Source organism: Mycobacterium sp. 1245852.3 (genome assembly GCF_001669335.1).
Classification (GTDB): Bacteria; Actinomycetota; Actinomycetes; order Mycobacteriales; family Mycobacteriaceae; genus Mycobacterium; species Mycobacterium europaeum_A.
The window spans coordinates 1-14,041 of sequence record NZ_LZLL01000071.1; the positions used below are offsets into that span (position 1 = coordinate 1).

Genomic DNA, 14,041 nt, shown 5'->3' on the forward strand with positions numbered 1-14,041 from the left:
CAACGCGAAGAACCTTACCTGGGTTTGACATGCACAGGACGCGTCTAGAGATAGGCGTTCCCTTGTGGCCTGTGTGCAGGTGGTGCATGGCTGTCGTCAGCTCGTGTCGTGAGATGTTGGGTTAAGTCCCGCAACGAGCGCAACCCTTGTCTCATGTTGCCAGCGGGTAATGCCGGGGACTCGTGAGAGACTGCCGGGGTCAACTCGGAGGAAGGTGGGGATGACGTCAAGTCATCATGCCCCTTATGTCCAGGGCTTCACACATGCTACAATGGCCGGTACAAAGGGCTGCGATGCCGTAAGGTTAAGCGAATCCTTTTAAAGCCGGTCTCAGTTCGGATTGGGGTCTGCAACTCGACCCCATGAAGTCGGAGTCGCTAGTAATCGCAGATCAGCAACGCTGCGGTGAATACGTTCCCGGGCCTTGTACACACCGCCCGTCACGTCATGAAAGTCGGTAACACCCGAAGCCAGTGGCCTAACCTTTTGGAGGGAGCTGTCGAAGGTGGGATCGGCGATTGGGACGAAGTCGTAACAAGGTAGCCGTACCGGAAGGTGCGGCTGGATCACCTCCTTTCTAAGGAGCACCACGAAAAGCACTTCAATTGGTGAAGTGCGAGCCGTGAGGGGTTCTCGTCTGTAGTGGACGAAAACCGGGTGCACAACAGCAAATGATTGCCAGACACACTATTGGGCCCTGAGACAACACTCGGTCGATCCGTGTGGAGTCCCTCCATCTTGGTGGTGGGGTGTGGTGTTTGAGTATTGGATAGTGGTTGCGAGCATCTAGATGAACGCGTGGTCTTCGTGGGCGGCGTGTTCATCGAAATGTGTAATTTCTTTTTTAACTCTTGTGTGTAAGTAAGTGTTTAAGGGCGCATGGTGGATGCCTTGGCATCGAGAGCCGATGAAGGACGTGGGAGGCTGCGATATGCCTCGGGGAGCTGTCAACCAAGCATTGATCCGAGGATTTCCGAATGGGGAAACCCAGCACGAGTGATGTCGTGTTACCCGTATCTGAATATATAGGGTGCGGGAGGTAACGCGGGGAAGTGAAACATCTCAGTACCCGTAGGAGAAGAAAACAATTGTGATTCCGTCAGTAGTGGCGAGCGAACGCGGAACAGGCTAAACCGCACGCATGTATAACCGGGTAGGGGTTGTGTGCGCGGTGTTGTGGGATTGATATGTCTCAGCTCTACCTGGCTGAGGGGTAGTCAGAAAGTGTCGTGGTTAGCAGAAATGGCCTGGGATGGCCTGCCGTAGACGGTGAGAGCCCGGTACGCGAAAACCCGTCACCTACCCTGTATTAACTCCCGAGTAGCAGCGGGCCCGTGGAATCTGCTGTGAATCTGCCGGGACCACCCGGTAAGCCTAAATACTTCTCGATGACCGATAGCGGATTAGTACCGTGAGGGAATGGTGAAAAGTACCCCGGGAGGGGAGTGAAATAGTACCTGAAACCGTGTGCCTACAATCCGTCAAAGCCTCCTCGTGGGGTGATGGCGTGCCTTTTGAAGAATGAGCCTGCGAGTCAGGGACACGTCGCGAGGTTAACCCGTGCGGGGTAGCCGCAGCGAAAGCGAGTCTGAATAGGGCGCATCCCTTTGGGGTGTAGTGGCGTGTTCTGGACCCGAAGCGGAGTGATCTACCCATGGCCAGGGTGAAGCGCGGGTAAGACCGCGTGGAGGCCCGAACCCACTTAGGTTGAAGACTGAGGGGATGAGCTGTGGGTAGGGGTGAAAGGCCAATCAAACTCCGTGATAGCTGGTTCTCCCCGAAATGCATTTAGGTGCAGCGTTGCGTGGTTCACCACGGAGGTAGAGCTACTGGATGGCCGATGGGCCCTACTAGGTTACTGACGTCAGCCAAACTCCGAATGCCGTGGTGTAAAGCGTGGCAGTGAGACGGCGGGGGATAAGCTCCGTACGTCGAAAGGGAAACAGCCCAGATCGCCGGCTAAGGCCCCTAAGCGTGTGCTAAGTGGAAAAGGATGTGTAGTCGCAGAGACAACCAGGAGGTTGGCTTAGAAGCAGCCACCCTTGAAAGAGTGCGTAATAGCTCACTGGTCAAGTGATTATGCGCCGATAATGTAGCGGGGCTCAAGCACACCGCCGAAGCCGCGGCACATTCACGTCTACGTGAATGTGGGTAGGGGAGCGTCCCTCATTCAGCGAAGCCTCCGGGTAACCGGTGGTGGAGGGTGGGGGAGTGAGAATGCAGGCATGAGTAGCGATAAGGCAAGTGAGAACCTTGCCCGCCGTAAGACCAAGGGTTCCTGGGCCAGGCCAGTCCGCCCAGGGTGAGTCGGGACCTAAGGCGAGGCCGACAGGCGTAGTCGATGGACAACGGGTTGATATTCCCGTACCCGTGTATAGGCGTCCCTGATGAATCAGCGGTACTAACCACCCAAAACCGGATCGACCATTCCCCTTCGGGGGCATGGAGTTTCGGGGCTGCGTGGGACCTTCGCTGGTAGTAGTCAAGCGATGGGGTGACGCAGGAAGGTAGCCGTACCAGTCAGTGGTAATACTGGGGCAAGCCCGTAGGGAGAGCGATAGGCAAATCCGTCGCTCATTAATCCCGAGAGGTGATGCATAGCCGATTGAGGCGAATTCGGTGATCCTCTGCTGCCAAGAAAAGCCTCTAGCGAGCACATACACGGCCCGTACCCCAAACCAACACAGGTGGTCAGGTAGAGAATACCAAGGCGTACGAGATAACTATGGTTAAGGAACTCGGCAAAATGCCCCCGTAACTTCGGGAGAAGGGGGGCCGGAATACCGTGAACACCCTTGCGGTGGGAGCGGGATTCGGCCGCAGAAACCAGTGGGTAGCGACTGTTTACTAAAAACACAGGTCCGTGCGAAGTCGCAAGACGATGTATACGGACTGACGCCTGCCCGGTGCTGGAAGGTTAAGAGGACCCGTTAACCGTAAGGTGAAGCGGAGAATTTAAGCCCCAGTAAACGGCGGTGGTAACTATAACCATCCTAAGGTAGCGAAATTCCTTGTCGGGTAAGTTCCGACCTGCACGAATGGCGTAACGACTTCCCAACTGTCTCAACCATAGACTCGGCGAAATTGCACTACGAGTAAAGATGCTCGTTACGCGCGGCAGGACGAAAAGACCCCGGGACCTTCACTACAACTTGGTATTGGTGTTCGGTACGGTTTGTGTAGGATAGGTGGGAGACTGTGAAGTACAGACGCCAGTTTGTATGGAGTCGTTGTTGAAATACCACTCTGATCGTATTGGACACCTAACGTCGAACCCTTATCGGGTTCACGGACAGTGCCTGGCGGGTAGTTTAACTGGGGCGGTTGCCTCCTAAAATGTAACGGAGGCGCCCAAAGGTTCCCTCAACCTGGACGGCAATCAGGTGTTGAGTGTAAGTGCACAAGGGAGCTTGACTGCGAGACTTACAAGTCAAGCAGGGACGAAAGTCGGGACTAGTGATCCGGCACCTCTGAGTGGAAGGGGTGTCGCTCAACGGATAAAAGGTACCCCGGGGATAACAGGCTGATCTTCCCCAAGAGTCCATATCGACGGGATGGTTTGGCACCTCGATGTCGGCTCGTCGCATCCTGGGGCTGGAGCAGGTCCCAAGGGTTGGGCTGTTCGCCCATTAAAGCGGCACGCGAGCTGGGTTTAGAACGTCGTGAGACAGTTCGGTCTCTATCCGCCGCGCGCGTCAGAAACTTGAGGAAACCTGTCCCTAGTACGAGAGGACCGGGACGGACGAACCTCTGGTATACCAGTTGTCCCACCAGGGGCACGGCTGGATAGCCACGTTCGGACAGGATAACCGCTGAAAGCATCTAAGCGGGAAACCTTCTCCAAGATCAGGTTTCTCACCCTTTTAGAGGGATAAGGCCCCCCGCAGACCACGGGTTCGATAGGCCAGACCTGGAAGCCCAGTAATGGGTGCAGGGAACTGGCACTAACCGGCCGAAAACTTACCAACACACAATCGCAACCACAGTCCAATTCACGGCAGCAATGCCGCGAACACCGCACCCCCCACCAAACAAATTTAAATAGAGTTACGGCGGCCACAGCGACAGGGAAACGCCCGGTCCCATTCCGAACCCGGAAGCTAAGCCTGTCAGCGCCGATGATACTGCCCATACGGGTGGAAAAGTAGGACACCGCCGAACATACACAAAAACACCCCCGGCAACGGGGGTGTTTTTGCATGCGCAATTAGTCGAAAAGTGTCAAAGTCACCCGTTGCTTTTCTAATTCGAGCAATGTGCGCTTTCGGCCGAGTCCGCCGCCGAAGCCCGTGAGGCTTCCATTGGCCCCGATGACGCGATGGCAGGGAACGACGATGGCGATCGGGTTGTGGCCGTTGGCCAACCCGACGGCGCGGGCGGCGCCCGGCGCTCCGATCTGCTCGGCGATTTCGCCGTACGAGCGGGTTTCGCCGTACGGAATGGTCAGCAGCGCCCGCCATACTCGGCGCTGAAATTCGGTGCCGCGCAGGTCGAGCTCGACATCAAAATTCGTCAGCTCGCCGGCGAAATACGCGGCGAGTTGTTCGACAGCCTCACCGAACGCCCGGGGGTTCGGTGACCAGTCGGCGCGGCTCGGTTCATAGGTCTGGTCGACCATTCGCAGATTGGTCAGCACGGAGCCGCGACCGGCCAGGGTCAGCAGCCCGATCGGGCTGTCGATGGTGCGGTACTCGATCATGTGCGGCACTCCTCTCCCCGCAAGCGGGAGGTGCCCCCGCATCGCTTCGTCCCCCGCAAGCGGGAGGTCCTCATCGCAAGCGGGAGGTGCCCCCGCTGCCTCGTCGCCGGCGCGAATCATGCGACCTCCTGTGGCGGCCAATGGTTTACCGGATGCTCGAGAGTGGTCCAAAGGTACTGGGTGGCATAGGAACGCCACGGTCGCCACCGCGCGGCGCGTGCGGCGAGGGACCGTTCGTCGGACGGCAGGCCCAGCTGTTCGGCGGCCAGGCGCACGCCCAGATCGCTGGCGGGAAACGCGTCGGGATCGCCGAGGCCGCGCATGGCGATGACCTCCGCGGTCCACGGGCCCACCCCGGGCAGGGCGAGCAGTTGCGTTCGGGCCCTTTCCCAGTCGCACCCGGGGCTCAGCACCACACTGCCGTCGGCGAGGCCAGCGACCAAAGCGCTCAGGGTTCGTTGCCGGGCTCTGGGCACCGCCAGATGAACCGGATCGATCTCGGCCAACTGCTCGACGGACGGGAAGGTGTGGGTCAGCGATCCCTCCCGATCGTCGATCGGCTGCCCATAGGCAGCGACCAGGCGGCCCGCATGGGTGCTCGCCGCCTTGGTGGACACCTGCTGGCCCAGCACCGCACGCACCGCGAGCTCGGCCTCGTCGACCGTGCGCGGAATTCGCTGTCCGGGCGCCTTGGCTACGACGGCGGCGAACTCGTCGTCCGCGCCGAGCGCATCGTCCACGGCTTGCGGGTCGGCATCGAGGTCCAGCAGACGCCGGCAGCGCGCGATGGCCGTCGTCAGATCGCGAAAGTCGTCGAGCACGAGCACGCAACGGACGTGATCGAGGGCGGGCGTCAGGGCGACGATCGCGTTGCCGAACGGCAGGCGCAGGCTGCGCCGATAGGCGCCATCGCGGATCTCCTCACAACCGGGAACCGTGCCCGCCGCCAGATGACCGAAGACACCGGCGTACGCGAAGGGCGTGCGCACCGGGAGCCGGAGGCTCACCGTGCCAGGCGAATTCGGGGCCGACGCGGCGCGTGTCACCGCGCGCCGCCGCAGCGCGCTCGGTGTGTTCTCGAACACCGAGCGCACGGTGTCGTTGAACTGACGGATGCTGGAAAAGCCCGCGGCGAATGCGACGTCGCCGAACGGCAGATCCGTCGTCTCGATCAGCACGCGCGCGGTTTGCGCCCGTTGCGCGCGGGCCAGGGCTAGCGGGCCGGCCCCCACCTCGGCCTGCAGGAGGCGCTCCAGCTGCCGGGTGGTGTAACCGAGTTCGGCGGCCAGGCCGGTGACTCCCGCACGGTCCACCGCGCCGTCGGCGATCAGCCGCATCGTTCGCGCCACGATGTCATCCCGCACGTTCCATTCCGGAGACCCCGGGGAGGCGTCGGGGCGGCACCGCTTGCACGCGCGGAAGCCGGCGCGCTGCGCGGCCGCCGCGGTCGGATAAAACCGCACGTTCCGGGCAAACGGTGGCCGCACCGGGCAGCTGGGCCGGCAATAGATCCGGGTGGTCAGCACCGCGGTGACGAACCAGCCGTCGAACCGGGCGTCCTTCGACTGGACGGCGCGGTAGCAGCGTTCGAAATCGTCGTGCACGGTTCCACACTTACACCCAACCCCCGACAAAACTGGCGGAAAAGCGACATCGTCGTGGGATGCACCCGCGCGACCTATTCAACCTGGTGGGCGGCGCACCATCCGATGCGCCTTTCTCGTCCATTCGAGCTATTTCCAGCGCGCGATGGTATTAACTGTGACGCAACTCGCTGGCTCCTTTGCTATCGCCCGAACCGGGGTGAGCGAGTTCGGGGAAAGGCGAACCGATGACGCGGCTAGCGACGTGGTGGGCGCAAGACGACCACTTCGATTGGCTGACAGGTTATTTGCAGGCCCACGGGCTCAGCACGAGCACCCGCAGGGTTCTCGCCGTGGTGGCGTCCTCGTTGGTATTGGTGCCCGTCAACGTGCTGTACGGGCCCGTCCCGTTGTATCCGCGTGTGGCGCTGGCGGTTTCGGTCGTCGCCGCCGTCTTGGGGCTGGGCATGGCGGCGTTGTGGTTGAGCGGGTGGCCCACCCGACGACAGTCCATCTTCTACATCCTGACCGGCGCCATATCCATTGGTGGCGGTTGTCTGTGGCAGCCTCAGCCACTCGTGGGGCTGATGTCGTGCTCGGCGTTATCGGTCACCGGCGGCTACATCGCGTTCTTCCACACGGTCCGGCTCATGGCGCTGAATTTCGTTCTGGCCAGCGCGATCGGGGCCTGGCAGGCGGTGCGGCTGGCCGCCAGCGGACAGACCCTGCTGGCCTTCACCGGTTACTTTCTGGTCCTGGAACTCAACGTGGTCGTGCCGCTCGCCATCCAGGTCGTGGTGCGCGCGCTGTGGATGGACCTCTTGCGCGCCAACCGTGACCCGCTGACCGGTCTGCTGAACCGGAGAGCCTGCGACCGGGCCATTGTCGGCCGAATGCTGGCCGGCGCCCATCACATGTTTCTGGCGGTCGCCATGGTCGATCTCGACCGCTTCAAAGAGCTCAACGACAGTCGCGGACACGCCGCCGGCGACGAGGCGCTGATCGCTGTGGCGGGCACCTTGACCACCGCGTGCGGCGAGACCGCTGTGGTCGGGCGAGTCGGCGGGGAGGAATTCCTGGTCGCCGACATCGTGACGACAGAACAGCTGCCGGACTGGGGTCGGCAGCTCTGCGACGCCGTGGCCGGGGTGGACGTGTCGGTGACCGCCAGCGTCGGAATCGCCACGCTGGCGCTGAGCAACGTGGTCTCGGACTACGCCGAGCACGCGTTTCACCAGTTGGTCGCCCATGCCGACACCGCGATGTACGAGGCCAAGCGGTGTGGCGGTAATCAGACCCGGCACCACCAGATCGCGGTCTGAGCGGTACCCGCGGGGGCGCGTTGCGTTCAGCTGATCGGATCCTTCGGCGAGTGGTGTTCGACCGCCGCGGCGGCGGCGATGAAGTCGCGTGCCGAGCGAGACAGCGGTCGATCGGAATTCCAGATCATGCCGACATCGCGATAGGCGTCGGCGTCGGCCAGCCGCAGCACCCGCACCCCCGGTGCGTACTCGCTGCCGTCGATGGGCACCAGACTGACGCCCAGTCCCGCGGCGACTAGGCCGGCGACCGTCGTGAGGGTCGGGGCCTCCAATCCGATGCGGGGCCGAAACTGCGCTGCCGCACAGAGCTCGTCGAGCAGTCCCCGCATGCCGAATCCGCGGTGCATCGTCACGAAGCGCTCGTCGGCCAGATCGATCATGGACACCGCCGCACCGTGCGAAAAGCGGTGGTCCTGGGGCACGGCGATGCCCAGCCGTTGACGAAACAGGCTGCGCCAGGCCAGCGTTCGTTTGCGCGGCCGTGGCGATACCACGCCGATGTCGACGACTCCGGACCGCACGCGATCGCCGATCGACTCGGCGGGCCCTTCCTCCAGCGCGAACGTCACCCGCGGTGACGATTCCCCGAACTTCGCGATCAACCTCGGAACCACCGTCGATCCGAACGAGCTCAGAAAGGCCAACCGGATCTCGCTGACGGCCGGGTTTGTCAGGTCATCGATCTCGCGCCGGGCCGAGTCGAGCTCGAGCTGGGCCCGCCGCGCGTGCTCGTAGAAGATCCGGCCGTACGTGTTGAGGGCAAGGCGTTTGCCGTGCCGGTCGAACAGCGGCGTCCCCACCTGCTGTTCCAGGCGCGCCAGCATCCGGGTCAGCGTCGGCTGGGCGACATGGAGCTGCTGTGCCGCCGCCGTGACGTGCTGCAATTCGGCGAGTGTGACGAACCACTCGTAGTCGCCGTCCGACATGCAACCACCTCTGCTTATGTGTTTCACGCATCATAAGCACCGAAATAATTCATTTCCTTTTCAGCTGCACGGCCCGAAGCATTGTTGGCATGCCTCACGTCGTCGCGCATCGGGCCGGATCCAGGGGATATCGGCGCATGACGATCGCGCTGTACGGTGCCGGCCTGTCCAGTTTCGCCGCCATGTACTGCACGCAGGCGCTGCTCCCGGCATTGTCGGCGTCCTACCGGATCACGCCGGCGACCGCGGCGTTGACGGTTTCGCTGACGACGGGCATGTTGGCGCTGTCGATCATTCCGGCGAGCGTGCTGTCCGAGCGCTACGGACGCATCACCGTGATGCTGACGTCGGGCATAGCGTCCAGCGTTATCGGGCTGTTGCTGCCGCTGAGTCCCACCCTCGGCGTGCTACTGGCCGGCCGCGCGCTGCATGGCGTCGCGCTGGCCGGTATACCGGCGGTCGCCATGGCATTCCTGGCCGAGGAGGTGCACGCCTCGTCGCTCGGTTCGGCGATGGGCCGCTACGTCGCGGGCACCACGGTGGGAGGGCTGGTCGGGCGGATCGTGCCGTCCCTGGTCGTCGACGTCAGCAATTGGCGGGTCGCGCTGTTGGTGTGCTCGGTGATGACGCTTGCCGGCACGGTCGTGTTCGCCCTGTTGGTGCCCCGGTCGCAGTTCTTCAGCCCGAAGGCGGCGAGCGTGCGCGACACTGTGCGCAACCTTGCCGCACATGTGCGAAACCCCGTGCTGCTGAAGCTGTTTGCCTTGGGTTCGGTGGTGATGGGGGCGTTCGTCACGGTGTACAACTACCTCGGATACCGGCTGACGGACCGGCCCTTCGGATTGGCATCCTCGGTGGTCGGGCTGTTGTTCGTGCTGTACCTGGTGGGCACCTGGACGTCGGTGGTGGCCGGGCGGCTCGCGGACCGCAGGGGCCGCCGGCTCGTGCTCGGCTCGGCATTGCCGATCACCGTGGCCGGCCTGCTGCTCACCGTCCCGCACGCGCTGGCCGTCATCGTCATCGGTGTCGGCGTGTTCACCGGCGGCTTCTTCGCCGCGCACACCGTCGCCAGCGGCTGGGTGGGTGCGGTGGCGCAGCGCGACCGCGCGGAGGCCTCGGCGCTGTACCTGTTCAGCTACTACCTGGGCGGATCGGTGGCCGGCGCCTTGGGCGGCGTCGTGTACGGCAGCGGCGGCTGGCCGGCGACCGTGTTGTTCGTTGGCGGGCTGCTGGCGGCCGGTACCTTGCTCGTCGCAATGTTAGTGCGGCAGACGGCAACTCGGCCCGATGCGCGCCTGGCCGTCGCCGTCGCCCGATGAACCGCTAGGCCTGCGCCTCAGCCGGGAGGCGTTCCGACGCACACGCCACCGGCGCAGGCACCCGCACCGCCCGGTCCCGCCGACGCCCCGGCACCCGGGACTCCCGCGCTGGCCCCGCCGGGTCCGGCGCCGGCCCCCGAACCGCCCGGTCCGGCGGTGGTCGCACCGCCCGGCCCGACGCCCGGTCCACCGCCACCCGGTCCGCCGGTCCCCGGCGCCGTCGGAGCGGTTGTCGTGACGCTCGCCGGCGTCGTGACGGTGGTGGTGACGGTCGACGTGCTGGGGTTCTTGTTGTCCTTGCCCGAGCTGCAACCCGCGGTCAACGAACTCAAGGCGATCGCCGCGGCGATTCCCGCGGCGACCGAAACACGGGTGACTCCACTACCGGTCATGCGCAAACCAATCTCTGAGGGGTCAGTTCTTGTGTCCCTCTACCCATTTCGGTCTGATATCAACCGTGTCCGGCCGACGGGTCGTCCACCGCGACGGGCACCGCCAGTCGGGTGGGACGCTCATGGCCGCGCAGGGTCACGCTGTCGCCCAGAGACCAACGCGCCCGCTCGGTTTCGCTGGCGCGCTCGATCGCGTCGGCCGTCGCGAGCAGCCGGCTCGCGTGCGCCTTGGCCAGCTCGCACAGCCGGGCCGCCTCGTTGACCGGCTCACCGATCACGGTGTATTCGAAGCGCTCCCTGGCACCGACGTTTCCGGCCACGGCTTGGCCGGCCGCCACGCCGATGCCCGCGGACAGCTCAGACATTTCGTTGGCCAGCCGTTCGGAGATGCTGCGCCCGGCGGCAAGGGCCGCGTCTTCCGGTGAATCAAGGCGGTTGGGAGCCCCGAAGATCGCCAGCGTCGCATCGCCCTCGAACTTGTTGACCAGCCCGCAATAACGGTCCACCTCTTCGACGACGATCCCGAAAAATTGGTTGAGCACGGCCACCACCTCGGCCGGCGGGCGGCTGGTCACCAACTGGGTGGAGCCGATGATGTCGATGAATACGACTGCGACATGGCGTTCTTCGCCGCCCAGCTTCGGCTTCTCGCGTTCGGCGGCCAGGGCCACTTCGCGCCCCACGTGGCGGCCGAAGAGGTCGCGAACGCGTTCGCGCTCGCGCAGTCCGTTGACCATCGCGTTGAAGCCGCGCTGCAGCTCGCCGAGTTCGGTGCCGTCGAATACCACCAATTCGCCGCGCAGATCACCCTTTTCGACGCGCTGAAGCGCGGCCCGCACCACGCGCACCGGTGTCGCGGTCAGCCACGCCAGGATCCACATCAGGATGCAGCCGAAGATCAGCGCCGCCGACGACACGATCAGGACACCGACAGCGAACTGGGTCTGGGTGAGATTGTTCAGCCAGATCTCGAACAGCGTCAAGAGCGCGATGCCGATGACCGGAACACCTGAACCGAGGAACCACACCGTCATGGTCCGCCCCATGATCCCGGCCGCCAGCCGACGGGGCGGCGGACCGGCCTCGAGCGCCTGAGCCGCCACCGGACGCAACGCGAACTCGGCGAGCAGATAACTGCCGGTGGCCACCAACACACCGCAGAAACTCACCCCGACCAGGAAGCGGGGGATGAACATCGTGTTGACCAGGCCGTAGAGGACCGAATACAGCACCGCCCCGGTTCCCCACAGGACGAGGTCGACCAACGCGATCCGCCACGGGGCGATGAACGTGTTGCGTTCGTCCTCGGGCGTCGGCGCGCGCTCCTCGATGGCCCACCGCAACGCCAGGACGGTCCTGCGGGTGATCCAAAACGTGCCCAGCGTCAGCGCCAGCAGGATGTAGGCCGGTGACACCCCGAACGTGAGCCACGCCGGTGCGTCGTCGAAGATGCTCGGTACCGGGATGGCGACGGTGACCAAGATCAGCCCCGCGACGATCCCGACCAGGTTCGCCCCCAGCACCAGGACGGTCATGATGATCTGGATGCGTACCCGGCGACGGCCCTGGCTTTCCGACACCCGCCCCAGCAGCAGGGAGCCGTACGCGGGCGTGGCCGGCAGACGGCCGCTCTGACGGGTGACCCGCTCGAGCACCCGGCCTATTCGCTGCGCCACGGACTGGTTGGCCGACATGGTGGCGTCAGCCTAATTTGTCGGCGACGCTCTAAGGTGAGTCGGGTGCGTCTAGTGATCGCTCAATGCACCGTGGACTATGTCGGCCGGCTCACCGCGCATCTGCCCTCCGCACGCAGGTTGTTGTTGTTCAAGGCCGACGGATCGGTCAGCGTGCACGCCGACGACCGCGCCTACAAGCCGCTGAACTGGATGAGCCCGCCGTGCTGGCTGACCGAGGAGGCCGGTGATCAATCGCCGGTGTGGGTGGTCGAGAACAAGGCGGGCGAGCAACTGCGCATCACCGTCGAGGAGATCGAACACGACTCCAGCCACGAACTCGGCGTCGACCCCGGCCTGGTCAAGGACGGCGTCGAAGCCCACCTGCAGGCGCTGCTCGCCGAGCACGTGCAACTGCTCGGCGAGGGATACACGCTGGTTCGCCGCGAGTACATGACGGCCATCGGTCCGGTCGATCTGCTGTGCCGCGACGAACACGGGGGCTCGGTGGCGGTGGAGATCAAGCGGCGCGGCGAGATCGACGGCGTCGAACAACTCACCCGGTACCTGGAATTGCTCAACCGCGACACCGTGCTCGCGCCGGTCCGGGGAGTGTTCGCCGCCCAGCAGATCAAACCGCAGGCCCGCACGCTCGCCACCGATCGCGGTATCCGTTGTCTGACATTGGATTACGACAAGATGCGCGGCATGGACAGTGACGAGTACCGGCTCTTCTGACGGTTCGCCACTACACTGACCGGATGGCTCGGCGCCGCCCCCCGCCACGTCGGCAGCGGCCGGTGGCGCCGCCCCCGGCCCTGCGGCGGGTGGAGGTCGGCCCGGACGGCCACGAGTACGAGGTCCGGCCCGTACCGGCGGCCCGGGCGGCCAAGACCTATCGGTGTCCCGGCTGCGACCACGAAATACGTTCCGGCTCAGCACATCTGGTGGTATGGCCCACCGATTCGACGCTCGCGGGCGGCCCCGGACAGGTGGAGGACCGCCGGCATTGGCACACGCCGTGCTGGACGCACCGCGCTACCCGCGGTCCGACCAGGAAGTGGTCGTGAGGGTCGGCGTCTCAGGCGGCCGGCTCGACGAGCTCGATCAGGACTCCGCCACCGTCCTTGGGGTGGATGAAGTTGATCCGCGAGTTTGCCGTGCCGCGCCGGGGCGCGTCGTAGATCAGCCGCACACCCTGCTCGCGCAGCTGGGCGACCAAGGCGTCGAGGTCGCTGACCCGAACGGCCATCTGCTGGATGCCCGGCCCGCGCTTGTCGAGGAACTTGGCGATCGTCGAGGACTCGTCGATCGGGGCCATCAACTGGATCTGTGCGGTGCCCGCCGGAGCGCCGCGCACAGCCAGCATGGCTTCGCGGATTCCCTGCTCCTCGTTGACTTCCTCGTGCACCAGGATCATCCCGAGGGTGTCGTGGTACCAGTCGATGGCGGCGTCCAGGTCGGCGACTGCGATGCCGACGTGATCGATCGCCGTCACCAGTGAGGTGGCCAGGATCTGACGGGCGTCAACTTGATCGGTCGTCATCACATAACGGTAACCTGGCGGCAAAGATTGCGCTTCCCCGGGAGGCCGAACCGGCCGTCGGCGCAGGATTAGGAGAGTGTCATGACGACGTCGGTGATCGTTGCTGGAGCACGGACACCCATTGGCAAGCTGATGGGCTCGCTGAAGGACTTTTCGGCCAGCGATCTGGGGGCGATCGCGATCGCCGGGGCGCTGGAAAAGGCATTCCCAAATGTTCAAGAGCCGGGTTCGCTGGTCGACTACGTGATCATGGGCCAGGTGTTGACGGCCGGGGCCGGCCAGATGCCGGCACGCCAGGCGGCCGTGGCGGCCGGGATCGGCTGGGACGTTCCGGCGTTGACCATCAACAAGATGTGTCTGTCCGGCATCGACTCCATCGCGCTGGCTGACCAGCTCATTCGCGCCGGGGAGTTCGACGTCGTGGTGGCCGGCGGCCAAGAGTCCATGACCAAGGCGCCGCACCTGCTGATGGACAGCCGCTCGGGCTACAAGTACGGCGATGTGACGGTGCTGGACCACATGGCCTACGACGGCCTGCACGACGTGTTCACCGACCAGCCGATGGGCGCGCTCACCGAGCC

General features: G+C 64.2%; 11 protein-coding genes and 3 rRNA genes. 8 read left to right on the forward strand and 6 right to left on the reverse strand.

All coding sequences use genetic code 11. The annotated features are described in order from the left end of the window. The 3 genes from A9W96_RS03165 to rrf all read left to right on the forward strand — a co-directional run. Window positions 1-577 (forward strand): 16S ribosomal RNA (locus A9W96_RS03165); the annotation flags it as partial. Between the two features lie 282 nt (window positions 578-859). Then, window positions 860-3,968, forward strand: a 23S ribosomal RNA gene (locus tag A9W96_RS03170). An 80-nt stretch (window positions 3,969-4,048) separates the two neighbouring features. Next, window positions 4,049-4,161: ribosomal RNA gene (gene rrf, locus A9W96_RS03175) — 5S ribosomal RNA — on the forward strand. Between the two features lie 46 nt (window positions 4,162-4,207). Here rrf and A9W96_RS03180 read toward each other — a convergent pair. Continuing rightward, window positions 4,208-4,699 (reverse strand): methylated-DNA--[protein]-cysteine S-methyltransferase, encoded by a 492-nt coding sequence (locus A9W96_RS03180; RefSeq protein WP_067024206.1) that lies wholly within the window; start codon window positions 4,697-4,699, stop codon window positions 4,208-4,210. Window positions 4,700-4,815: 116 nt separating this feature from the next. Then, window positions 4,816-6,303: a DNA-3-methyladenine glycosylase 2 family protein gene (locus A9W96_RS03185; RefSeq protein WP_066864604.1), complete on the reverse strand. Its 1,488-nt coding sequence runs from the start codon at window positions 6,301-6,303 to the stop codon at window positions 4,816-4,818. Window positions 6,304-6,530: 227 nt separating this feature from the next. Here A9W96_RS03185 and A9W96_RS03190 point away from each other — a divergent pair, with 227 nt between their 5' ends. Beyond that, window positions 6,531-7,604: a GGDEF domain-containing protein gene (locus tag A9W96_RS03190; protein WP_066864607.1), complete on the forward strand. Its 1,074-nt coding sequence runs from the start codon at window positions 6,531-6,533 to the stop codon at window positions 7,602-7,604. A 26-nt stretch (window positions 7,605-7,630) separates the two neighbouring features. Here A9W96_RS03190 and A9W96_RS03195 read toward each other — a convergent pair whose 3' ends face one another. After that, window positions 7,631-8,530 (reverse strand): LysR family transcriptional regulator, encoded by a 900-nt coding sequence (locus tag A9W96_RS03195; RefSeq protein ID WP_067137902.1) that lies wholly within the window; start codon window positions 8,528-8,530, stop codon window positions 7,631-7,633. Between the two features lie 89 nt (window positions 8,531-8,619). Here A9W96_RS03195 and A9W96_RS03200 point away from each other — a divergent pair, with 89 nt between their 5' ends. Next, window positions 8,620-9,849 (forward strand): MFS transporter, encoded by a 1,230-nt coding sequence (locus A9W96_RS03200; RefSeq protein WP_197499383.1) that lies wholly within the window; start codon window positions 8,620-8,622, stop codon window positions 9,847-9,849. Between the two features lie 17 nt (window positions 9,850-9,866). On the opposite strand, the gene A9W96_RS03205 is transcribed toward A9W96_RS03200, so the two are convergent. Together A9W96_RS03205 and A9W96_RS03210 are read right to left on the reverse strand one after the other, a co-directional pair. Next, window positions 9,867-10,241, reverse strand: coding sequence for a hypothetical protein (locus A9W96_RS03205; RefSeq protein WP_066879055.1), 375 nt, complete (start codon window positions 10,239-10,241; stop codon window positions 9,867-9,869). A gap of 59 nt (window positions 10,242-10,300) precedes the next feature. Further along, window positions 10,301-11,935: an adenylate/guanylate cyclase domain-containing protein gene (locus A9W96_RS03210; RefSeq protein ID WP_066864623.1), complete on the reverse strand. Its 1,635-nt coding sequence runs from the start codon at window positions 11,933-11,935 to the stop codon at window positions 10,301-10,303. A 45-nt stretch (window positions 11,936-11,980) separates the two neighbouring features. Here A9W96_RS03210 and nucS point away from each other — a divergent pair, with 45 nt between their 5' ends. Further along, window positions 11,981-12,652: an endonuclease NucS gene (gene nucS, locus A9W96_RS03215; RefSeq protein ID WP_067137904.1), complete on the forward strand. Its 672-nt coding sequence runs from the start codon at window positions 11,981-11,983 to the stop codon at window positions 12,650-12,652. Between the two features lie 23 nt (window positions 12,653-12,675). Further along, window positions 12,676-12,984 (forward strand): hypothetical protein, encoded by a 309-nt coding sequence (locus A9W96_RS30030; RefSeq protein ID WP_082972020.1) that lies wholly within the window; start codon window positions 12,676-12,678, stop codon window positions 12,982-12,984. Between the two features lie 11 nt (window positions 12,985-12,995). On the opposite strand, the gene mce is transcribed toward A9W96_RS30030, so the two are convergent. Further along, window positions 12,996-13,463 (reverse strand): methylmalonyl-CoA epimerase, encoded by a 468-nt coding sequence (gene mce, locus A9W96_RS03220; protein WP_082972021.1) that lies wholly within the window; start codon window positions 13,461-13,463, stop codon window positions 12,996-12,998. A gap of 78 nt (window positions 13,464-13,541) precedes the next feature. Between mce and A9W96_RS03225 the strand changes: the two genes are divergently transcribed. Next, a partial coding sequence (locus A9W96_RS03225) for a beta-ketoacyl synthase N-terminal-like domain-containing protein (RefSeq protein WP_304441726.1) occupies window positions 13,542-14,041 on the forward strand: 500 nt, incomplete at its 3' end.

Coding starts and splice junctions, on each gene's coding strand:
- A9W96_RS03180 (WP_067024206.1), bottom strand. CDS start 4,699: ATGATCGAGTACCGCACCATCGACAGCCCGATCGGGCTGCTGACCCTG.
- A9W96_RS03190 (WP_066864607.1), top strand. CDS start 6,531: ATGACGCGGCTAGCGACGTGGTGGGCGCAAGACGACCACTTCGATTGG.
- A9W96_RS03195 (WP_067137902.1), bottom strand. CDS start 8,530: ATGTCGGACGGCGACTACGAGTGGTTCGTCACACTCGCCGAATTGCAG.
- A9W96_RS03200 (WP_197499383.1), top strand. CDS start 8,620: ATGCCTCACGTCGTCGCGCATCGGGCCGGATCCAGGGGATATCGGCGC.
- A9W96_RS03205 (WP_066879055.1), bottom strand. CDS start 10,241: ATGACCGGTAGTGGAGTCACCCGTGTTTCGGTCGCCGCGGGAATCGCC.
- A9W96_RS03210 (WP_066864623.1), bottom strand. CDS start 11,935: ATGTCGGCCAACCAGTCCGTGGCGCAGCGAATAGGCCGGGTGCTCGAG.
- A9W96_RS30030 (WP_082972020.1), top strand. CDS start 12,676: ATGGCTCGGCGCCGCCCCCCGCCACGTCGGCAGCGGCCGGTGGCGCCG.